20 protein-coding genes and 5 tRNA genes are annotated in these 20,028 nt (G+C 46.1%); 16 read left to right on the forward strand and 9 right to left on the reverse strand.

Annotated features, from left to right (window positions below; all coding sequences use genetic code 11):
• Nucleotides 1–420: 420 nt before the first annotated feature.
• The 4 genes from BMZ72_RS25435 to BMZ72_RS25450 all read left to right on the forward strand — a co-directional run bounded on the left by BMZ72_RS25435 (nt 421) and on the right by BMZ72_RS25450 (nt 2,669).
• Complete coding sequence (locus BMZ72_RS25435; RefSeq protein ID WP_089812513.1) at nt 421–1,035, forward strand: Crp/Fnr family transcriptional regulator; 615 nt, start codon at nt 421–423, stop codon at nt 1,033–1,035.
• A 64-nt stretch (nt 1,036–1,099) separates the two neighbouring features.
• Nucleotides 1,100–1,504: a DUF4267 domain-containing protein gene (locus BMZ72_RS25440; RefSeq protein WP_089812514.1), complete on the forward strand. Its 405-nt coding sequence runs from the start codon at nt 1,100–1,102 to the stop codon at nt 1,502–1,504.
• Entirely contained in the window at nt 1,494–1,820 is a 327-nt protein-coding gene (locus tag BMZ72_RS25445) for a hypothetical protein (RefSeq protein WP_089812515.1), read from the forward strand. The genes BMZ72_RS25440 and BMZ72_RS25445 overlap by 11 nt, the downstream gene beginning before the upstream one ends.
• A 75-nt stretch (nt 1,821–1,895) precedes the next feature.
• On the forward strand, nt 1,896–2,669 hold the full coding sequence (locus BMZ72_RS25450) for a DUF4262 domain-containing protein (protein WP_089812516.1): 774 nt from the start codon (nt 1,896–1,898) through the stop codon (nt 2,667–2,669).
• A gap of 130 nt (nt 2,670–2,799) precedes the next feature.
• Here BMZ72_RS25450 and BMZ72_RS25455 read toward each other — a convergent pair whose 3' ends face one another.
• Nucleotides 2,800–3,558: an SDR family NAD(P)-dependent oxidoreductase gene (locus BMZ72_RS25455; protein WP_089812517.1), complete on the reverse strand. Its 759-nt coding sequence runs from the start codon at nt 3,556–3,558 to the stop codon at nt 2,800–2,802.
• Between the two features lie 442 nt (nt 3,559–4,000).
• Between BMZ72_RS25455 and BMZ72_RS25460 the strand changes: the two genes are divergently transcribed.
• The 5 genes from BMZ72_RS25460 to BMZ72_RS25470 all read left to right on the forward strand — a co-directional run bounded on the left by BMZ72_RS25460 (nt 4,001) and on the right by BMZ72_RS25470 (nt 4,676).
• A tRNA-Leu gene (locus BMZ72_RS25460) sits at nt 4,001–4,087 on the forward strand.
• A 102-nt stretch (nt 4,088–4,189) separates the two neighbouring features.
• Nucleotides 4,190–4,273, forward strand: a tRNA-Leu gene (locus tag BMZ72_RS25465).
• A 5-nt stretch (nt 4,274–4,278) separates the two neighbouring features.
• Nucleotides 4,279–4,364, forward strand: a tRNA-Ser gene (locus BMZ72_RS36670).
• Nucleotides 4,365–4,406: 42 nt separating this feature from the next.
• Nucleotides 4,407–4,490, forward strand: a tRNA-Leu gene (locus BMZ72_RS36675).
• A 102-nt stretch (nt 4,491–4,592) separates the two neighbouring features.
• A tRNA-Leu gene (locus BMZ72_RS25470) sits at nt 4,593–4,676 on the forward strand.
• Between the two features lie 19 nt (nt 4,677–4,695).
• Here BMZ72_RS25470 and BMZ72_RS25475 read toward each other — a convergent pair.
• From BMZ72_RS25475 to BMZ72_RS25485, 3 genes are all read right to left on the reverse strand, one after another.
• Complete coding sequence (locus tag BMZ72_RS25475; protein WP_089812518.1) at nt 4,696–5,613, reverse strand: helix-turn-helix domain-containing protein; 918 nt, start codon at nt 5,611–5,613, stop codon at nt 4,696–4,698.
• A 76-nt stretch (nt 5,614–5,689) separates the two neighbouring features.
• Nucleotides 5,690–6,463 (reverse strand): SDR family NAD(P)-dependent oxidoreductase, encoded by a 774-nt coding sequence (locus BMZ72_RS25480; RefSeq protein WP_089812519.1) that lies wholly within the window; start codon nt 6,461–6,463, stop codon nt 5,690–5,692.
• A gap of 134 nt (nt 6,464–6,597) precedes the next feature.
• Complete coding sequence (locus tag BMZ72_RS25485) at nt 6,598–7,449, reverse strand: SDR family oxidoreductase (RefSeq protein ID WP_089812520.1); 852 nt, start codon at nt 7,447–7,449, stop codon at nt 6,598–6,600.
• Nucleotides 7,450–7,704: 255 nt separating this feature from the next.
• Here BMZ72_RS25485 and BMZ72_RS25490 point away from each other — a divergent pair, with 255 nt between their 5' ends.
• The gene (locus BMZ72_RS25490) at nt 7,705–8,121 is read left to right on the forward strand and encodes a winged helix-turn-helix transcriptional regulator (RefSeq protein WP_089812521.1); all 417 of its coding nucleotides are present in this window, start codon (nt 7,705–7,707) and stop codon (nt 8,119–8,121) included.
• Nucleotides 8,122–8,144: 23 nt separating this feature from the next.
• On the opposite strand, the gene BMZ72_RS25495 is transcribed toward BMZ72_RS25490, so the two are convergent.
• Both BMZ72_RS25495 and BMZ72_RS25500 read right to left on the reverse strand, forming a co-directional pair.
• Nucleotides 8,145–9,887, reverse strand: coding sequence for a Rid family hydrolase (locus tag BMZ72_RS25495; protein WP_089812522.1), 1,743 nt, complete (start codon nt 9,885–9,887; stop codon nt 8,145–8,147).
• Nucleotides 9,871–10,836: an MBL fold metallo-hydrolase gene (locus tag BMZ72_RS25500; RefSeq protein WP_089813802.1), complete on the reverse strand. Its 966-nt coding sequence runs from the start codon at nt 10,834–10,836 to the stop codon at nt 9,871–9,873. The genes BMZ72_RS25495 and BMZ72_RS25500 overlap by 17 nt, the downstream gene beginning before the upstream one ends.
• 198 nt (nt 10,837–11,034) lie before the next feature.
• Between BMZ72_RS25500 and BMZ72_RS25505 the strand changes: the two genes are divergently transcribed.
• From BMZ72_RS25505 to BMZ72_RS25515, 4 genes are all read left to right on the forward strand, one after another.
• Nucleotides 11,035–11,394, forward strand: coding sequence for a winged helix-turn-helix transcriptional regulator (locus BMZ72_RS25505; RefSeq protein ID WP_089812523.1), 360 nt, complete (start codon nt 11,035–11,037; stop codon nt 11,392–11,394).
• A gap of 63 nt (nt 11,395–11,457) precedes the next feature.
• Nucleotides 11,458–12,456 carry a 2-hydroxyacid dehydrogenase gene (locus BMZ72_RS25510; RefSeq protein WP_089812524.1) on the forward strand — a complete coding sequence of 333 codons (999 nt, stop codon included), beginning with the start codon at nt 11,458–11,460 and terminating at the stop codon, nt 12,454–12,456.
• Between the two features lie 112 nt (nt 12,457–12,568).
• Nucleotides 12,569–12,739, forward strand: coding sequence for a hypothetical protein (locus tag BMZ72_RS36680; protein ID WP_177222933.1), 171 nt, complete (start codon nt 12,569–12,571; stop codon nt 12,737–12,739).
• 170 nt (nt 12,740–12,909) lie between these two features.
• On the forward strand, nt 12,910–13,581 hold the full coding sequence (locus BMZ72_RS25515) for a YceI family protein (protein ID WP_089812525.1): 672 nt from the start codon (nt 12,910–12,912) through the stop codon (nt 13,579–13,581).
• Between the two features lie 130 nt (nt 13,582–13,711).
• Here the strand turns inward: BMZ72_RS25515 and hxlA are convergent, their stop codons facing one another.
• Entirely contained in the window at nt 13,712–14,347 is a 636-nt protein-coding gene (gene hxlA, locus BMZ72_RS25520) for a 3-hexulose-6-phosphate synthase (protein ID WP_089812526.1), read from the reverse strand.
• A gap of 21 nt (nt 14,348–14,368) precedes the next feature.
• A complete protein-coding gene (hxlB, locus tag BMZ72_RS25525) occupies nt 14,369–14,953 on the reverse strand; it encodes a 6-phospho-3-hexuloisomerase (RefSeq protein ID WP_089812527.1) in 585 nt (194 codons plus the stop codon).
• A 182-nt stretch (nt 14,954–15,135) separates the two neighbouring features.
• Between hxlB and BMZ72_RS25530 the strand changes: the two genes are divergently transcribed.
• Together BMZ72_RS25530 and BMZ72_RS36685 are read left to right on the forward strand one after the other, a co-directional pair.
• Entirely contained in the window at nt 15,136–15,999 is an 864-nt protein-coding gene (locus BMZ72_RS25530) for a helix-turn-helix domain-containing protein (RefSeq protein ID WP_089812528.1), read from the forward strand.
• 182 nt (nt 16,000–16,181) lie between these two features.
• Complete coding sequence (locus tag BMZ72_RS36685; RefSeq protein WP_177222934.1) at nt 16,182–17,459, forward strand: M57 family metalloprotease; 1,278 nt, start codon at nt 16,182–16,184, stop codon at nt 17,457–17,459.
• Between the two features lie 74 nt (nt 17,460–17,533).
• Here BMZ72_RS36685 and BMZ72_RS25540 read toward each other — a convergent pair whose 3' ends face one another.
• On the reverse strand, nt 17,534–19,903 hold the full coding sequence (locus BMZ72_RS25540) for an ABC transporter permease (RefSeq protein WP_089812529.1): 2,370 nt from the start codon (nt 19,901–19,903) through the stop codon (nt 17,534–17,536).
• Nucleotides 19,904–20,028: the final 125 nt, after the last annotated feature.

Here is a 20,028-nt window from a genome sequence, read left to right on the forward strand (position 1 = left end):
TTAGAAGCATTTTTTACATGCATAACGTGAAGCATAAAGTGTTTGTAAAGATTCGTTTTTAATGACAGGTATAAAAGCTAATTGGCATTCCCCTATTAACGTGAAATTTGCGATTCCGAACTTGTCCCCTGACTATAAAGTCATGCCAATCAGAGATAAACAACTGATAATCAGCTACAACTTATAGACTCTAGTTGGTTTGTTCTATTCTGGTCTACTCAACAAATATAGGGTTAGTTTGGAATATTCAAACTTTATTTTTTTAAATAGTAAGGGCTGACCAGCCTCTAACGATGTTAATGCCGCAAGGGTACAGGAAAGCGCCTGTTTTTGTATCTTCACCAGACAGATATCTTGTGATGGTCCATCTTCTTTTCAAGCTATCTTGTACGCATAAAAGATCAGGCAAATACCAGACTATTGAAACGTAAAAACCCGGAACCGCAGACAAGCACCGCTATCCATGCGCCTTTATTAGCCGCTATCAGGTCACTGATACCATTGAGTGAGGCGGAAGAAGAAATCGTGTGTCAGCTGTTCAAAGAAAAACACCTGAAGAAAGGGGCCTTTTTTCTGGCGGAGAATGAGATATGCCGTCAGGCAGCATTTGTGATCAGTGGTTTCATGCGTTATTATATCAATGACGATGGGGAGGAAAAGACATATGGGTTTGCCAAACCTTACAATTTCGCCTGCAACTATGAAAGTTTTGTGCCACAAAACCCTTCTTCACAGATCATCCAGGCGCTTGAAGATTGTGTGCTCCTGACGATCTCCTATGATGATCTGCTGCTGTTTTATGAGCAGGTACGTTATGGCGATCGTTTCGGCAGACTGGTCATAGAGCAGGTATTTATTCAGACACTGAAAGACAGGAATTCCTTTTACACAGATTCACCGGAAAGCAGATACGAACAGTTTGTCAGCGAGCATAAAGATCTCCTGCAACAGATCTCACAGTATCATATCGCCTCTTTCGTGGGTATCAAACCACAATCACTCAGCCGGATCAGAAAACGGCTTGCCGGCAATTAATTAACCCAGGTGCACGAAATCGTCTTTTAATCGCCGGAGCTTTGTGGCATAAAATTAAAACACAATGCAAACAACGATTAAACACATGGCCGGCTGGCTGGCAGCTATCACTGGTATCGGTATTATCTTTATCGGCGCACGCTTTTTCTTTGTACCGGTGAGTGCAGAACACGCCTTTGGCATACATGTAACAGCAGACAATCACGCTTTTCACTATATCAAGGGCATCAGGGATATTTTCTCCGGTATCATTGTATTGCTACTGCTGCTGACAAAAGAATACCGTGCATTAGGGCTGATGATGCTGGCAGTAGTGATCATACCGCTTACCGATTTTATGATCGTCTATCAGCAACCCGCATACGAACCCGCAAAGCTGGTCCCTCATCTTATTGCTGTGATCATTGCCCTTGTACTGGGAATATACTATTTCTTCAACACCTCAAAACGTCATAACCATGCTATTTAATATTGTGCTGATCATCCACTTCGTGGCATTTCTGGTCTTCGCCGGACAACTCCTTCTCCTCTATCCGCAGCCAGAAAAGCGAACCAATAACCTGACAAGAATCATTGGTATCGCTTTATTGATCACCAGTTGTTTGCTGGTCGCTTTCAAATATCCTGCGTTGAATTACTTTAAGATCATACCCAAGCTAAGCTGCTTTCTGATCTGTTCAACACTAATAGGCATCTACAGCGGACGGGCGATGCCGGAGAAGGTGTATAAGATTGTCTTCGGTCTTGTGATACTGGCAGCACTCATCGCGGTAGTAAAGGTATAGCGAGCGATGATATTCTACATTTTTAGACGTACATTAGTCAGGATAACGTATGCTCCAAACAGCTGAATAAAATATATGACCACAGATCACGCACAACATGACCGGGAAGCGGAAGAGAGAATCCTGCACGATGTCGAAAAGTATGGCTGTCACATCGCCATGCTGGAAGCAGAAGACCATCTGCCTTCATTCGCCTATACAATAGGCCTGTATAAGACCTTTGGTCACCCGGAGATCATCTGTTTTGGCTTACCCGTCAAGACGATGGCGGGACTACTTAACAATGCATGCGATATCATCAGAGAAGGCGGATCATTCGTTGCCGGCAAACCCTACGAAGGATTATTAGAAGGTTATAACATGCAGTTCCTGGAAGTAAATAAAGCCAGTTACAGGGATTATGTAGGATATGCCGGTTGGTTCAATGGCAATTTTGACTTTCCGTTATTACAGTTTGTATGGCCGGATAAACAACATCATTTTCCCTGGGAAGAAAATTTCAATCCTGACTGGCAGTTCCTGCAACCGTTACTGGACAGGAATATGGCTTTTAAATTTCTTGAACAGAAGAATCTGGGGGTATTTGTGATGAAACAGGCCTACGAAGGAATGCCTATTCTAAAAGTTTATCACGATGAAGATGGAGACTGGCAGTTTCACACTGCTGATGATCATCAGGTAGAAGATGTTATATTGGTCGCACTGGAACAGGTAACCAAACTGGACCCGACCATCAATCATCTTTTTGATCTGCCACAGGGATATAAAGCCTGCAGGCAGCACCGGGAAGACGACTGGGAGTATGCACCCTATGAAGCTTCGAAGGATGATGAGGAAGCCGATGAATAGTAGTCCTGTGATGGGTTAGATATTAGTCTGACTATACTTACTCTGCGTTAATGCTACCTCAAAAAGGTAGCATTAACGCAGAGTAAGAGGACTAAAAAAAGCCCTCCGCTAAGGAAGGGCCCTTATATCGTTACAATACCATACCACCAGCTACTTCAATTCTTTGTCCGTTTACCCAGCGATTGTTATCAGATAACAAAGAAGCGATCATCGGCCCCAGATCATCCGGTACACCAGGACGGCCGAGGGCTGTCATGCTGGACACCATTTTATTCACTTCCGGATTATCTCTTACTACGCCACCACTGAAGTCTGTCTGAACAGCACCAGGAGCGACCGTGTTTACTGTAATCTTCCGCGGACCAAACTCTTTCGCCATATAACGGGTCAATACTTCAATCGCCCCTTTCATCGACGCGTAAGGACCGCTTTCAGGAACACTGACACGTGTAAGACCTGAGGAAATGTTAATGATCCTGCCGCCATCATTTATAAGCGGCAATAGCTTTTGTGTAAGAAAGAAGACACCTTTAAAGTGTACATTGTACAATGCATCCAGTTCTTCTTCTGTTGTTTTCTCAATTGAGTTATGATGCGAAGTACCTGCATTGTTCACCAGATAATCAAAGCGCTCAGCACCTAATGTCTTCAATGCTCCCTGTATCTCTCGTACAAACTGATCAAATGTGGCGATCTTTCCGGTATCCAGTTGCAGGGCAATTGCCTTTACACCTTCTTTCTCTGCTTCTATTACTACCTCTTCTGCTTTGTCCCTGCTACCATTATAAGTAAAAATTGACTGAACGCCCTGCTTTGCCAGGCTGAGTACTGTATTTCTTCCTATACCACGGCTACCGCCGGTTACTATTGCAATTTTTAGTGTGCTCATCTTTGATTCTTTTTTGTTTTTGTTATGACAAAATTAGTACAGGAAGCTGGTGCACTGTTTGCAAGTATCAATCCATCATTTGCGAATTTCAAATAACAGTTTAAAATTTTTCTTATGAAATATTTTGTTGTTTCGTTAAATACTTCCTAGCTTTGCTGTCATGAAAACAAGTACATTATATAGTCGTTCGTTATCCAGTTACTCATTGAGTAGCCGGGAGGGCTTATAATGCTTTAAATATAAAGTTATTTAAACGCCTCCTGGATCAATCCATGAGGCGTTTTTCTTTGCCCCTGTGTCTCGTTAACCACTCTCGCAAAGGCTGCTTCCAGGACTGATAAAGGTTTTATAAAAATGATGCGGAATATCTATTCCGTACAGCGATTTCTTATGTCAAATTTCACGTGTATTCATAAATGTTATAGTTAAAATAAACATATTTCCTCCCATGATGGAATTGGTATACAAGAGGGATTTAAAACCCCTTGCCTTTATGGGCGTGCGAGTTCGAGTCTCGCTGGGAGGACCATTCGGAGGATAGGCAAATGTTGGTTTGTTGCGGCATCCTGCTAAGATGTTCCGGTGAATAACCGGTGACGGTTCGATTCCGTTGTCCTCCGCTTTATTACATTCTCCTGTGATGGAATTGGTATACAAAAGGGATTCAAAACCCCTTGCCTTTAATGGTGTGCGGGTTCGAGTCCCGCCAGGAGAATTTTCGGAGGATAGGCAGATATTGGTTTGTTGCGGCACTCTTGAAAAGTGTTCCGGGTGTACCGGTAAGGGTTCGATTCCCTTGTCCTCCGCTTTAGTTTATTCAACTCCTATAGAATTGAATAAACGTATTTCCTCCTATGATGGAATTGGTATACAAGAGGGATTTAAAACCCCTTGCCTTTATGGGCGTGCGAGTTCGAGTCTCGCTGGGAGGACTATTCGGATAGGCAAATGTTGGTTTGTTGCGGCATCCTGCTAAGATGTTCCGGTGAATAGCCGGTGACGGTTCGATTCCGTTGTCCTCCGCTTTATTACATTCTCCTGTGATGGAATTGGTATACAAAAGGGATTCAAAACCCCTTGCCTTTAATGGTGTGCGGGTTCGAGTCCCGCCAGGAGAACTTTTGGATAATAAGTACTTTAATTAAACGCCGATCTGAATTCTGCAGGAGACACATTGGTCTTACTCTTAAACAACCTGCTAAAAGACTGTGGATGCTCAAAACCTAACTGGTAAGCTACTTCACTAACATTCATATTTGTAGTAGATAACAGCTCTTTCGCCCGCTCTATCAGATTTTGATGAATGTGCTGTTGCGCATTGAGTCCGGTAAGGGAACGTAACATATCACTCAGATAATTGGCTGTATAATTCAACTGATCAGCGAGATATTGAACAGTAGGCACCCCCAGGCGGACCGGCTTGTCTTCTTCAAAGTAATTATTCAACAGCTGTTCGAACTGTTGCAGCAGATCATTGCTGACTGACTGCCGGGTCAAAAACTGACGCTTGTAGAAGCGTTTGGCATAACTCAGTAATAATTCTATCTGAGCGATGATCACCTCATGACTAAAGTCGTCTATCCGGCTATTCAGTTCATCACGGATAATATTATAAATCGTAAGCATGGTTGCCCTTTCCGGCTCGGAAAGATGTAGGGCCTCGTTAGTGGAATAAGAGAAGAACCCGTATTTTTTGATCTTATTTGCCAATGAATAACCTTGCAGAAAATCCGGGTGAATAAGCAGAGAATAACCTAAGTTATCTTCATAACTTTCCACTCCACCCATGATCTGACCGGGTGCTGCAAACAGTAAACTCCCTTCATTGAAATCATAATACCCTTGTCCGTATTTCACCTTTCCACCCAGTTTGGTGGCAAATGTGACCTTATAGAAACTCAGTACATTATTTTTCGGAAGTTTACACAAGTCGAGCATCTTGTCTGTCATATCCAGGACCGTAATTAATGGATGAACAGGACCTGGAATACCGAGTATACGATGTAAGTCCGGTATTGAGTTCACTTTATCCGATTTCGGCGTCTCACTTTTCATATCTAAAGATAATAACTATGACCGGTGACTATGTCTATCACCGGTCATAAAACAGATAATTGTTTTCAAACTTTGATTACCATGGTAACGGACCGTCGGGACCGGTAAAACCGCCGGTTGGGCCATCCAGCTCAAGTGCTACGCGGACTGGTTCGCGGGAACCTACTTCCAGGCTATCGGTACCCTGATAATTATTCAAAGCAGTAGCCGTATAACCCGGACTTGTCGCATTGACTTTGATATTCTCTTTTTCAAGTTCCATGGCAAAGGCAAGCGTAACCGCATTGAGGGCAGTTTTGGAAGCGGCATAGACAATTCCAAAGTGTTCTCTGGCCCAGCAATCAGGATCCGAGATCCAGGTAAGGGAACCTAGTCCGCTGGATACATTGACGATACGACCACCCCTGGATTTCCGTAGTAAGGGGATAGCTGCCTGGGTAACAGCGATAACGGCAAATACATTGGTTTCCCAGACTGTCCGCACTTCATCAAGTGACACCACGCTAGGCCGGCTTTTCGCCACTATTTCCTCCGGTGTACGGGCAGATGTTCCGGCGTGTGCTATACCGGCATTATTCACCAGCAGGTCCAGGCGGCCCTGTTCCTTCATAATGCGTTCTACTGCGGCATCGATCGTCGGTTGTTGTGTAACATCTAACTGGATGGCATGGGTATCGCCACCAATTTCAGCAGCCGCCTTTTCGCCGTTACTTAGGTTACGCGACCCTACGTATACATAATAGCCATTCGCTGACAATTCTTTTGCAATCTGGAAACCTACTCCCTGGTTAGCCCCTGTAACAAGTGCTACAAGCTGTTCGTTCGTTGATTTTTCTATCTTATTTTCCATTTGAATAATGATTAAAGAATGATAGATCAAAATTCATCTTTCGTCATTATTCGTGGATAACCGAATCAAGGATATACATAACCGAATTACTTAAGGCACATGAATCATCAGTGTACTACAGCTGCCTCAGGCCCCTACAATCCATATGCACTCATCCACCTTTTCTTAATTTCTTCCGTTGCGTTATTATACTCGATATCAATCCCTTTTGAACTGGGATCAAGCGGCGTGCGTAAAGGTCGCGTGCCCTTATCCATATTAACCAGACCCAGCGCTGCATCAGCTACCAGCTGCGGATCAGGGGCTGCCTCCGTAAAGATCTTTGTGAAGGCCTCCTGTATGCGCTGCCGGATCGCTGTTACAGAAGAACCGTATGCTTCCTGTATCTCCTCACGGTCTCCATTTACATGGGCCTTACTGATAATTTCCGTAATAAAACCGCCTGGTTCAAGCAGCACAGACTCCACCCCCAGTCCGGCCAACTCTGCGTAAGATCCTTCTATCAACCCTTCCAGTGCGAATTTGCTGGCGTTATAGGCGGATTGTAAAGGCAATGAAATCCTGCCGACCTGACTCGATACAGTAATGATCAGTCCTTCTTTTGCAGCCCGCATGCCTGGTAGCACAGCATTGTTCATACGATGTACGCCCCATACATTGACATCAAAAAGCTGCTGGATCTGACCTAATGTGTATGATTCCAATACACCTCCCCCATAGATGCCGGCATTATTGATCAGTACATCGATCTTTCCATGTCTGGCGAACACTGTTTTTACGGCATTGCTAACGGAAGTATCATCCGTCACATCCAGTTCTATAACTTCCGTATTAGGTAAGGCGCTTAATGTTTCAGCAAATGCTGCATTCTTATCTTTGATATTACGCATTGTGGCAATCACGGTATGACCTTCCTTATCAAAAGTTCTGGCCATTAAGGCGCCGAATCCGGTGCTTGCGCCCGTAATCAGAATTACTTTTTTCATTTTATCTGTATATGATTTTTTGATGGCTGTTTATTATGAAACAGCCTTACATACACTCCCTGTCTAAGGAATGTCCTGAATAGTATGAGGCAGATCAATGCTTGTTGTGTCCGGACCTGATGCGATGACTGACCTCTTTTATTGTTTACAAAAGCCGCTGGCGCGACTGTCAATATTTCTTTGCAAATCTAGCCCTTTTGACCTTCCTTTGTGGAGGACTTTCCCAAAGGAAAGCAGCATATTAAAAGCGTAATTATGGCAGCAAAAAAAACGCCGCTTAGTTGTCTGGAAACGGTTAAGCCAGTAAGAGATGCCCTCGATGTGATAAATGGTAAATGGCGATTATCTATTTTTATTGCTGTGGCAAGTGGTAAAGAACGCTATACTGATATACTGGACAGCATCCCCGGGATTACACCAAAAGTGCTGGCGAAGGAATTAAAAGAGCTGGAGCAACACCAACTTATAAAGAGGAGCCTGATGGAGGACTATCCAGGTAAGACGTCTTACAGTCTGGAACTTTACGCACATACTTTGGTGCCCATCATTGAGTCATTGAAAATCTGGGGACAGAATCACCGGAAAAAAATCTTCGACAAAGGTTATGTAGAAACAGCTCCTGTAGATCTCTCGTGTGTGCAGGATGCGGAGCATTCAATGATGACTGACTAACCTGATACAAGCGAAAACACTTACTACTCCCCTGCTACTACGGAAATCTCCACGGCTGCATCCTTTACCAGCCTGTTCACTTCTACCAGTGTTCGCGCCGGATAAGGAGAAGAGAAGAATGTACGGTAAACCTCATTAAAATCATTCACCTGGTTAATATTCCTGAGATAAACTGTTACATTGACTACATCCCGCAATGTAAGTCCTGCGGATGTTAGTGCATGCTGTACATTGGTCAATGCCTGTTTTGTTTCCTCTTTGAAGCTTGCTTTTTTTCTGTTGCCATCACTGATCCCGATCTGTCCTGCCACAAAAAATGTGCGCCTAGCGGCACGTACATTACTGAACGGCGCTGGTATACTCAGACCATGTTCACTCGTCAGGGCGGCCATACCAGCTAAAGCAGCAGCACCGAGCTCCAGTTCCCGTTTGCTGATCTTATCAAAAGTATCTGCAGCAGAATGATGAATGTCAAATAAACGCTGATCATCACAATCCAGACTGATGACAGCCTTTGCAATGCCCTTCATCGGTCCTATATCTACACCACGGTGCTGCGGGGTCAGGTCATTTGCTTTGTAAGGCCGGAACAACTCACGCCAGTTTTGGAATATCGACATGATCTCCGGCGCCGCATCGATACGAAAACCATGTGGAAAGAAGCCACCGGCATCCGTTTCAAATACAGCCAGGTGTTGTTCGCCAGAGTGTCTTGCCCATTCGGCATATTGCAATCCACCACGATTACCGTTTTCTTCATTGATATACAGGATGATCCTGATCGTTCTTGCAGGGTGCGGCAATACTGTTCTGAGGATACGTAAAGCATCTATGACCTGTACCAGTCCGGCGCCATCGTCACTGGCGCCTTCAGAAAGATCCCAGGAATCAATATGCGCACCTATGGTAACAACTTCCTGTGGGGCCACTGAACCTTTGATGTCCGCGATAACGTTGGCAGATGGGACATCTGTTAAACGCTGGCAGTCCAGTTCCAGGGAGAGGCGGAGTGCCGGTGTCTGTGTCAGGGCTTTACTCAGCCAGTCAGCGCCATTGGTACTCACGGCCACCGCGGGTATCATCGTGACGGTGCTATCATAGGTGACTGCCCCTGTGTGTGGGAGGTCATCCTGCGACAAGGTCAATGAGCGTACAATAGCAGCAACAGCCCCTTTTCTGGCAGCAATGACCGCTCCGGTGTTCCGTTGGTCAACTGCTTCCTGGTAAGCCGTAAAAGGACCTGTAATACGGGGATCCATAGGCCGGTTAAAGAAGACGATCTTTCCCCGGATATCTTTCGCTGATAATGAGTCCAGCTGTCGCCAGGACCTGATCTCAATAACCGGCGCTGTAAGGCGACCGTTGGTACCTACCGAACCGCCCAGTGCACAGACATTCAGTTGTACTACGTTACCGTTATATAGCACAGACGCTGAAGCGATCTTTCCCCTGCTCCAGCGGGGTACCCATACCTTTTGGAGGTATACGCTATCAGCACCTGCTTTTTTTAACAGGGTCTGCCCCCATTCTATCGTCTTTGCGGCCTGCGGTGTACCTGTCAGCCGTGCACCTATTGTAGTGGTTAGTTCCTGCAGATTATGATAGGCTTCGCTATGCAGTAGAGACTCATCATAGATCCTGCGGAGCAGCAGGGAGTCATCGGGTGAGGCAGACTGTGCCATCACCCAATGCCCCATAAGCAGTAAAAGAAGGCTGACAATGCCGTTTTTAGTACCCAGAGCGGGCTGTTTACTGTCCGCCGCCATAAGTGCTGTAGTTTACAGGTATCCACTCAAAACCGGCTCCTCTTTGTCTCAGGTGACCGATACCAGGGAAAGAAATATGATCAACCGCGATCCAGTATTTACCCTGAACGGCTTCTTTAAAGGCTTTTATTCTGGCAGCAGCTGCTGCTGCCGGATCGATATCAAAGCGGATGGTGACAGCAGGATCTGCAAATTGTACCGGCGCGACGTGCATGATATCACCCCAGAACAGCATCTTCTCTCCCTTGCTTTCCACGGCATAAAAAGTATGGCCCGGTGTATGGCCTGGTGTGGCAACCGGCGTGATGCCTGGTAGTAGTTCACCGCCATAGTCAAACATTTTCACTTTACCCGCTTTAAGATAGGGACCCACTTTTGTACGTCCTTCGGTAAAGTATTTCTTTTTATCCGCAGGTGCTTTCTGCAGCTGTTCATCGCTGAACCAGAATTCAACTTCCGGGCGACTGATATAAACGGTCGCATTCGGAAACACCATCCGGTCCCCTTCCATCAAGCCACCTGTATGGTCGGTATGGATATGGGTAATGAGGATCTTACGGATATCTTCGGGCTTAAATCCTGCTGCCCGGATACTTTCCGGAAGATGCCCCAGCGTAGGTCCGTACAACTCCGCTGTACCAGCGTCCACCATGATCAGTTCCTTTCCTGTATTGATGATATAGGCATTGACCGATGCTTCCAGGGGAAGCGCCTGAAAATTGTATTGTAAGAGGGAGTCGATCTGTCCGGGCCTGGTATTCATCAAAAGCTGGTCGGCCGCCAGCGGGACGGTACCATCTGAAAGGGCGGTGATCTCCAGGTCGCCGAGTTTCATCCGATAGTATCCTGGTTGTGCCAGTTTGTGGTTACCCTTGTCCTGAGCGATGACCCCGGAAAAAGGAATGCTCAGTAACAGGCAGGTATATAACAACGATCCTAATTTTTTCATCTTTATCACTTTTAATTGTTCTTTTGTTTCATCCATCTTCTGTTATCTGCCGGCATGAATCAGGATTGATTTCGATGACAAAATTGAGCAGAACTATACAACAGGACAAGTACGTACTGTATTATCATATAGGGATAATTTTATCTCATATGTACATTTAAGTAACATGCCTTAATTTTACAGACAAATGTTGTGAAGATGTACGAGCGGAAAATTCCTTTGGACATGAATTGCGGGATGGCTGTCATTATGGAGATAATCGGCGGCAAGTGGAAACCCTGTCTGATCTTTAACATATCCAGGGGTATCAGAAGACCGGGAGAATTACAACGGTATAATCCATCTGCCACCCGGCGGGTGCTTACGCAACAATTGAAGGAGCTGGAAGAGCATGGAATTATCAGGCGTGTGGTGTATGCCGAAGTACCACCCAAAGTAGAGTATTACCTCACAGAGAAAGGAGAATCCCTGTTGCCTGTGATTAATGCCATGGAACACTGGGGCGCGGGCCATTTGCCGGAGACATTACTCAAACAAGCAGTAGCCCTTCCTCAATAATATGACCAAATTTTAACCTGCGGCTGACCCTTTTTTGCCGGTATCATGTATCTTTAAGATACCATGAAGACTATATTCTTTTCCACCAAACCTTATGATAAAACTTTCTTCAGTACCCATAACAGCAGCCACCAGCTACAACTCGAATTCCTGGAGACACATCTGGGGCCTCATATCGTCAATGCAGTAGACGAAGGCACTTTTGCCGTATGTGTGTTTGTCAATGACCGTCTTACCAGCGAAGTGATCGGTGTACTGGCCGGCAAAGGGGTGAAAGTGATCGCGCTCCGCTGTGCAGGGTTTAATAATGTGGATCTGGAAGCGGCTAAAGCACATGGTATCAGGGTGTGCCGGGTACCGGCCTATTCCCCCGAGGCAGTGGCAGAACATGCTGTCGCCATGCTGCTGACACTCAACCGTAAAACACATAAAGCATATAATCGGGTAAGAGAACAGAACTTTTCGCTAAATGGATTGTTAGGATTCAATCTTTATGGTAAAACCGTCAGTGTGATCGGTACGGGTAAGATCGGTAAGGCCTTCTGTAAGATCATGCTGGGATTCGGGTGTAAGGTACTTGCTTACGATATCGTGCGGGATGCGACCCTGGAAGCTGCCGGCGTCGTATACGGTGATTTTGATACTGTATTACAAAGCGCGGATATCCTGTCCCTGCATTGTCCGCTGACACCAGAAAACCGCTATCTGATCAATGAGCAGCGCTTACAGGGTATGAAACCGGGTGTTACGATCATTAACACCAGCCGGGGAGCCCTGATCAATACGAATGACGCTATTAATGCCCTCAAAACAGGCCATATCGCCTATCTGGGTATCGATGTATACGAGCAGGAGGAAAAGCTGTTCTTTAAGGACCTTTCCGGCAGTATTATTGAAGATGACACCATACAGCGGCTGATGAGCTTTCCGAATGTGCTGGTCACCGGCCATCAGGCATTTTTTACCAATGAGGCATTGGACGAGATTGCAGGCACTACCCTGGAGAACATTGCAATGCTCAGCCGGGGTGAGGAACCGGAGAAAAGCAGATTATTGGTATAAATCAGGTTGTGAACGCACTCGACATGATTACTGTCGCTATCCTGGACAACGTTGCAAAGCTCAGCCGGGGTGAGGAACCGGAGAAAAGCAGGTTATTGGTATAAATCAGGTTGTGAACGCACCGGACATGATTACTGTCGCTATCCTGGATGATAAGCATCGTCAGGAATACCTGATCAACGTCACCTTCGGACAAGCGATGGACCTCATACGTGTTCAGGTTGGATCTAACATACCCTTGTGGTGGATGAAAGGTGGACATGATCGGGACTTAAACACCTGATCAGCGCCCTGGTAAGCAACCTGAGAAAACAGATCACTGGTATAAACAGGACTATTACTTGCCTGCTTTATCGGTTTTTATATCTTTTTCCCGATCCGGCATTGCCGATTAGATGCAATTCTATATTTTCGTTGTTGTAACACATAAATTAAAATTTAAATTAAAAAAGTATGAAGCAAACAGTACCTGCTTTTATCCTGCTGCTGACACTGGCAGCTTGTGGTGGAGCCTCCAGCGATCAGGCAAAAACCGAGGAAAAGAAAGAAGCAGCTGCGACCACCGGCGTAGCTTATGCGATTGACACTACTACTACTACTGTTCAATGGCGCGCTACTCACAAAGGTGGATTTGCACCACGCTTTGGCACTATTAAAGTTGTTGACGGTTCCCTGAACGTGGAAAACGGAGCTATCACAGGTGGTAACTTCGATGTAAACCTGAACACCCTGACAACTGACCCTGCGTCTGTTACAGAGAAAGACAAAAAGTCAACTGACCTGGACGGCCATCTGAAGAGCCCTGATTTCTTCGATGCAGCTAACCATCCGCTGGCTAAATTCGTTATTACCGGTGTTACAGCGTACGACAGCACTAAAGAAAAAAGCCTGCTGCCTGGCGCAACTAACCTGATCAGTGGTAACCTGACCCTGAAAGACAGTACCCTGAACATCACTTTCCCTGCACAGGTAGTTGTAGGTGAAAATGACGTTACTGCTAACGCGAAATTCGTGATAGACAGAACTGCATGGGGTATCAACTACAAAACTGAAGGTAGTCCTGAAAACTGGGCTATCAGCAAAGATGTAGAAATCGGCTTCACGCTGAAAGCGGCGAAGAAATAGTCTTAAGCGCTAAAGGAACTTCATTTATACAAACAGCCTGGCATTCTGATATGCCAGGCTGTTGTTATTCAGGACAAAATATAAGGGACAGCATTGCTGCTGCCCCCTGTTTAGTCGAAATGGAGACGGTTTAGTTAACGGCATCTATTGCCTCACGCAGTGCCTTTGCTGCTGCCGCAGGATCCTGCGCTGCATAAATAGCCGCTCCCGCTACTGCGACCTTTGCACCGGCTTTTATCACTGCCTGTACATTCTGCAGATTCACACCTCCTGCTATTGAAACCGGTGTTTCTGCGGTTGCTGCTTCGTCGATCAGTACCTGGATGGAGTAACCTGGTGTCCATTGTTCGTCCAGTCCTGCATGCAGTTCTACAAACTCAACACCCAGTGCCGCCACTTCCTTTGCACGGGCAACTCTGTCCGGTGCGCCAATAGTATCTACTACTACGCCTTTACCATGTGCTTTTGCCGCTTTCACCGCACCCACGATCGTTGCATTACCGGCAACGCCCAATACGGTTACCAGGTCAGCACCTGCCTTAAAAGCGATATCAGCTTCCAGTTCACCGGCATCTGCTGTTTTCAGATCAGCAAATACGATTTTATCAGGATGGGCGCTTTTCATTGCTGTGATAACGCTTACACCCATGTTCTTGATCAATGGTGTACCTAATTCAATAATATCGACATAAGGAGCTACTTTACCCGCCAGTGCCAATGCTTCATCTGTAGTCAGCAAATCAATTGCTACCTGTAATTTTGCCATGTATATTGTTTTAATAGTTACTTATTCCATATTCGCATGCCGTTTCCATACATCTTCCGGTGCGGCATCGCTGAGTTTCCAGATTGCCTGGAACAGGGCGTCTGCTATCAGCAGGATGCTTTGTTCAAAAAGACTGCCTGCGTATTGTTGAGAGATCGTTGCGTTGAAATCCTGCTTCTGTGCGGCGGGTATCAGCAGTACAAACTGTGCGATCGCTGCCAGCGGAGAATCTGTAGTGGTGGATAAGGCGGCGACAGTTGCGCCGGCAGCATGTGCTTTTTCAGCTGCTTTCACAATCGAACTGGTGGTGCCGGAACCGGAAGCGGCCAGTAAGAGGTCCCCTTTCAGAATGGCCGGTGTAGTGATCTCTCCCACCACGTGTACCGTGAATCCCATATGCATGAACCTCATGGCGGCTGCTTTCATCATTAATCCTGTCCTGCCTGCGCCTGTTACGAATATCCGTTTTGACTCCTGCATCAGCAGTGCCAATGCGGCTATCTCTTCCACCGAAACCTTTTGCAGTAACTGTTGATTTTCCTCCAGGATCATCGGCAGGTCTGCTCTTAATGCTTCGGATAATGTGTGTTGATCAAATGAAAACATGTCTGCTCTTTTTCTGCTGCAAAGTTACCCCGCCAGCAGCCTGTTCCTTTTACACTATCTGCCCAATCAATGGGATAATCAGGACACCGGACCGGCCTTCTATCCTCATTATCCAAGCTAATGGGCAAATTGTACAATGCAGACTTCGTAACTTTACATACTGACAATGAAAAGAGCTGCGCATGATGGAAAAGGATAACAGTTTACATTTAGACCAGACATTATTATATATCAGGAATCTGGATAGTTGTCCGCCGAGCTATCTGTACGATCCCGCCAGGAAAGATTTTTTTGAGGTATTATGGCTACAGGATGAATTTCCCTTACACCAGGTGCCGGAGGAACAGCACGTCAGGGGAAACTGGATCTACCTCATGCCCCCCTATCGTGTACATCAGTTAAATAAAGCGGGCAAGAAAGGTATCCTGTTTTCGTTCAAACGGGAATTGCTGGAAGAAGATGATAAGGAATTTGCCCTGGACGTATTCAGGATATTTAATATCAGCGGAGAATTTACCACGATGCTGCTTTCTCCGGATATGACCGAACGGCTCAGCAAAGTGTATGAACTGCTGGAGGCAGAATACAAAGAGGATTCCAGTAATCTGCCGATGATCAAGTCCCTGCTGAAGGTATTTCTGCTACATCTGACAAAGATGAAAAAAGAAGAATTCACCAGCCTGGATATTAATCAGAAACGGGCATATGAATTCCTGCTTTTACTGGAAGATCATTATATCAATGAACGGAATATCCAGTTTTATGCAGACCAGCTGGGCATCAGCCCGAAACGTCTCAATCAGGTATTAAAAGAAGTGCTGAACCAGACAGGTATCCAGTTATTGCATGACAGACTGATACTGGAAGCGAAGCGGCAGATCATACATAGTGAAAACAGTATCAAGGAAGTAGCCTGGCTGCTGGGTTTCAGGGACAGGCCTTATTTCAGCCGGTTCTTTAAAGTACATACCGGACAAACACCCGAAGCCTTTCAGAAGCATGTAAAGAAACATGTCGATACGCTGTTAAATACGCTTGTCTCGTAGTGCCACTGCGACAAACAAATGATAAAATGCATACCGGTTCACCAATAGCTAAAATGGAGTAACCTGGTATGCATCTCTTTTACTAAATTCCGCCCCGGAAACTATCAACCCTAATTCTAAACATCGTCTATCCTGCGGCGGGCCTCACCCCACCCTCAAAATGTATCTTAACCCAAACACTAATGAACAACTACATCATGAAGCATCTCTTTAAGGCATTCCTATCTGTACTGGTATGCAGTTTTTTCCTTATCTCTTGTCAGAAAGATCAGGTACGTGAGCAATCTAAAAACGGAATCACCAGTGAGGTGATCGGACAGATCAAAGCCCTGGGCTTTAGCACCAATGACGTAAAACGTGTAGAAAACGGTTATGTAGTAGAAGGCGATATTTTCCTGTCGGATAAATCGCTGACTGCAAAGAACAATGGCAGAAACCTTGTCATTGCAAAATCTGAACAGTATAAAACCTGGAACATCATCGCTGCTTCCGGACACAGAGTGATCACTGTTTCAGTGACCAATCTGCCGGCAGCGTATACGACTGCAACAGATGAAGCCATTGCACGTTACAATGCACTGGGTCTGCGCATCTCTTTCCAGCGTGTAGCCAGTGGTGGTGAAATCGACATCATCAATGCCAACCTGGGATCAGGTGTACTGGGACAGTCCGCCGGTTTCCCTGATGCAGCTGGTAATCCGCCAAGTCCTATCAAACTGAACGCGTCTTATATCGGCAGCAACCCTAATCAGGGCTGGATGGCGACTATTATCGCACATGAAATCGGTCATACGATCGGCTTCCGTCATACGGACTACTTCAACCGTGCTTACAGCTGTGGTATTGGTGGTAATGAAGGCGATGCCGGCGTAGGTGCCGATCATATTCCAGGTACACCTACAGCGGCTGATCCAAACAGCTTTATGCTGGCTTGTATCGGTACCGGTGTAAACCGTCCTTTCAATGCAAATGACGTAGTAGCACTCAACTATCTGTATGGCGGCAGTGTCGGTACCAATCCGATCCCTGACGGCATTTACAGGATCACCAGCGCTGCCAGCGGAAAAGTACTGGATGTTGATGCGGGTACTATTGGCAACAATGGCGCTATCATCCAGCAATGGGATTGGTTAAGCGGTGATAATCAGAAATGGGCATTCAATTACCTGGGTAGCGGTTATTACCGTATCACCAGCGTAGCCAGCGGAAAAGTGCTGGATGTTGATGCCAACACCATCGGTAACAACGGCGCTGTTGTACAACAATGGGACTGGCTGAGCGGCAACAACCAGCAATGGATCGTACGTCCTGAAACAGGCGGTAGCTTTGCTATTGTGAGCAGAGCCAGCGGAAAAGTACTGGACATTGATGCCGGTAATATCGGCTCCAATGGCGCCAGAGCACAACAATGGGATTGGCTGAACGGCGCTAATCAGCGTTGGTTCATTCAGGCTCCCTGATCATTTTTCCATCTAAGCGGTGGTGAGGCCCGCTTTTCCGCGTGTGAAAGTAATCCGTCTGTCAGGTGCAGCTGTTATTCCGTTTTAAGGCTCTTTATAGGGTTCGTAAACGCCGCCTTTAAAGATTCGTAGCTAACAGTCAGCCAGGCGATCATTAGCGCTGCTAATGGCCCTATAATGAATATCAGCCAGTTCACCTCAATGTGATAGGCAAAATTCTCCAGCCAGCGATCAATTGCCAGTAAGGCAACCGGTATAGCGATCACGATGGCGATCAGTATGAGGCGGGTAAAACCGGTGGACAACAGGTAAACAATATTCGTAGCAGAAGCGCCCATAACCTTCCTGATACCAATTTCGCGGGCACGTTGCTGTGCAAGGAAAGCTGATAATCCGTACAATCCCAGACAGGAAATAAATACAGCCAGTACGGCAAATAAGTTGAAGATATTCCCCATCTGCTGTTCTCCCTTGTAAAGGTTCGCCAGATCCTGGTCGAGGAAATTGTAGGTAAAGGGATAAGCAGGGTTGAGATCATGGCTGATCTTCTCCAATGCTTTGATGGTCGCTTCTGTAGTACCGCTCTTCGCTCTGATAACGGCAAAACCGCCGTATCTGTTCCGGCACAGTATCAACGGTTCGATGCTCTGCTGGATCGGTTTAAAGTTAAAGTCCTTCACAACACCGATGATCATTCCCTTCACACCATCGAAGAAGAGGGCCTTTCCGACGGCATTGTCTACCGTCATACCCATGACCTGCACCGCTTTCTCATTCACCACGAAGTTGGCGGAGTCCGCACTATAAGTAGTCGAGAATCCTCTGCCATTGAGTACCTGCATGTGAAAAACATCAAAGAAATGTTCGTCTACCTCCATAGAAGGAATCACAACCTGCGACTGCGGGTCCCTTCCTTCCCATTGTATGTTCAGGGAACCTGTTGTAAGATTCACTGGCAATTCCGAAGTGATCGTATAATCCGCTGTCAATGCATTTTGTTTCAGTGCGGAACCCAGCAATTGCGGTCTGCCGCCCACAGCACCGTTCATCGGCATATACAGGAGGTTCTCTTTCTCAAAACCCATATTCCTGCTTTTGATGTATTGCAGCTGCTGATACACCACGACTGTTCCTATCAGCAGTACAATAGACACAACAAACTGTGTTACTACCAATCCGTTACGGAAGAACAGGTTACCACCGGAGGTAGTAAGGTTACCCTTTAAGACCTTTACCGGCTGGAAACCGGACAGGAACAATGCCGGGTAACTGCCTGATACGACACCGGTAGCAAGGGCGATCCCCAGCAGTGTCAATACCAGCTTACCATCGAGCAGTTCTAATGATAAGTTCTTCTGGGCCAGGAGATTGAAAAGCGGTAAGGTACACCAGACCATCACAATAGCCACTATTAAGGAGAAAAAGGAGATCAGCAGCGACTCTGACAGGAACTGACGGATCAGTTGTATCCTGACTGCCCCGATAGCTTTTCTCAACCCTACCTCTTTTGCCCTTCGGGCCGATCTGGCGGTAGCCAGGTTCATGAAATTGATACAGGCCACGATCAGGATGACAACAGCGACGATGAAAAATATATGCACATACTGAATGTTACCATGACCTGGTAGATCAACCTGGTAGTTGGAATGCAGATGAATATCTGTTATTGCCTGCAACTGAAAAACTGCCTTCATGTTCATCTCCGCATGCTGATTAAAGATATCGTTCATCTGTTTGTTGAACTTTCCCAGTGCGGCTTCGGTTGGCACGAAGCTTTTATCCAGCAGTATGTAACTATAGAAGTTAAAGTTCCTCCAGGTATTTGTTCTCAGGTCTTCCGCATTGCCCATATTGGCTGCCATGGGGAGGATGAAATCGAATTGCAGGTGAGAATTGGAAGGCACGTTAGCCAGTACACCGGTAACGGTCAGGGTCTTACCATTGTCCTGTTTTAGGGTTTGTCCTACGGCCTCCTTTTCACCGAAATACTTCTTTGCCATATTCTCTGTGAGCAATACGCCATCGATACGCTGTAAAGCGGTTTTCGGATCACCTTTCAGCAAGGGGAAGGAAAATACATCCAGGAAAGAGGGATCCGCATAAAAGACCCTTTTTTCTTCAAACTTATTGTTACCGGCTTCGAAGAGGTTGGTATTCTGGTGACTCAGCCGCACGTAATTCTTTACCTGGGGCATCTCTGCCTGTAATCCGGCTGGCATACCCGCACAGTTTACCGCGGCTTTGTAACCACTGGCATCTACGACGATGCGGTAGAGTTGTCCGGCGTTTTTATGGAAACGGTCATAACTGCGTTCATTCTGTACCCACAGGAGGATAAGAATACTGGCGGCCATGCCTACGGCGAGACCGGATATATTGATCGCATTATACGCTTTGTGGCGTGTAATATTCCTAAAAGCGATTTTCAGATAGTTCTTTAGCATGGGCTGATTTATCAGATGCCTAATCCCTTCAAAAAGACAGCCATTCTATAAACACCTAATATTCAATCATGTAAAAATTGAAATAATTACATTACTGTCCGGAATTGAACCTATTATTGTTCGCT

Origin of the sequence: Chitinophaga sp. YR627 (genome assembly GCF_900114995.1) — a bacterium.
Lineage (GTDB): Bacteria > Bacteroidota > Bacteroidia > Chitinophagales > Chitinophagaceae > Chitinophaga.

Coding starts and splice junctions, on each gene's coding strand:
- BMZ72_RS25490 (WP_089812521.1), top strand. CDS start 7,705: ATGGCAGCAAAAAAAACGCCGCTTAGTTGTCTGGAAACGGTTAAGCCA.
- BMZ72_RS25505 (WP_089812523.1), top strand. CDS start 11,035: ATGTACGAGCGGAAAATTCCTTTGGACATGAATTGCGGGATGGCTGTC.
- BMZ72_RS25455 (WP_089812517.1), bottom strand. CDS start 3,558: ATGAGCACACTAAAAATTGCAATAGTAACCGGCGGTAGCCGTGGTATA.
- BMZ72_RS25515 (WP_089812525.1), top strand. CDS start 12,910: ATGAAGCAAACAGTACCTGCTTTTATCCTGCTGCTGACACTGGCAGCT.
- BMZ72_RS25450 (WP_089812516.1), top strand. CDS start 1,896: ATGACCACAGATCACGCACAACATGACCGGGAAGCGGAAGAGAGAATC.
- BMZ72_RS25510 (WP_089812524.1), top strand. CDS start 11,458: ATGAAGACTATATTCTTTTCCACCAAACCTTATGATAAAACTTTCTTC.
- BMZ72_RS25540 (WP_089812529.1), bottom strand. CDS start 19,903: ATGCTAAAGAACTATCTGAAAATCGCTTTTAGGAATATTACACGCCAC.
- BMZ72_RS25485 (WP_089812520.1), bottom strand. CDS start 7,449: ATGAAAAAAGTAATTCTGATTACGGGCGCAAGCACCGGATTCGGCGCC.
- hxlA (WP_089812526.1), bottom strand. CDS start 14,347: ATGGCAAAATTACAGGTAGCAATTGATTTGCTGACTACAGATGAAGCA.
- BMZ72_RS25440 (WP_089812514.1), top strand. CDS start 1,100: ATGCAAACAACGATTAAACACATGGCCGGCTGGCTGGCAGCTATCACT.
- BMZ72_RS36685 (WP_177222934.1), top strand. CDS start 16,182: ATGAACAACTACATCATGAAGCATCTCTTTAAGGCATTCCTATCTGTA.
- BMZ72_RS25530 (WP_089812528.1), top strand. CDS start 15,136: ATGATGGAAAAGGATAACAGTTTACATTTAGACCAGACATTATTATAT.
- BMZ72_RS25445 (WP_089812515.1), top strand. CDS start 1,494: ATGCTATTTAATATTGTGCTGATCATCCACTTCGTGGCATTTCTGGTC.
- BMZ72_RS25475 (WP_089812518.1), bottom strand. CDS start 5,613: ATGAAAAGTGAGACGCCGAAATCGGATAAAGTGAACTCAATACCGGAC.
- BMZ72_RS25480 (WP_089812519.1), bottom strand. CDS start 6,463: ATGGAAAATAAGATAGAAAAATCAACGAACGAACAGCTTGTAGCACTT.
- BMZ72_RS25500 (WP_089813802.1), bottom strand. CDS start 10,836: ATGAAAAAATTAGGATCGTTGTTATATACCTGCCTGTTACTGAGCATT.
- hxlB (WP_089812527.1), bottom strand. CDS start 14,953: ATGTTTTCATTTGATCAACACACATTATCCGAAGCATTAAGAGCAGAC.
- BMZ72_RS25495 (WP_089812522.1), bottom strand. CDS start 9,887: ATGGCGGCGGACAGTAAACAGCCCGCTCTGGGTACTAAAAACGGCATT.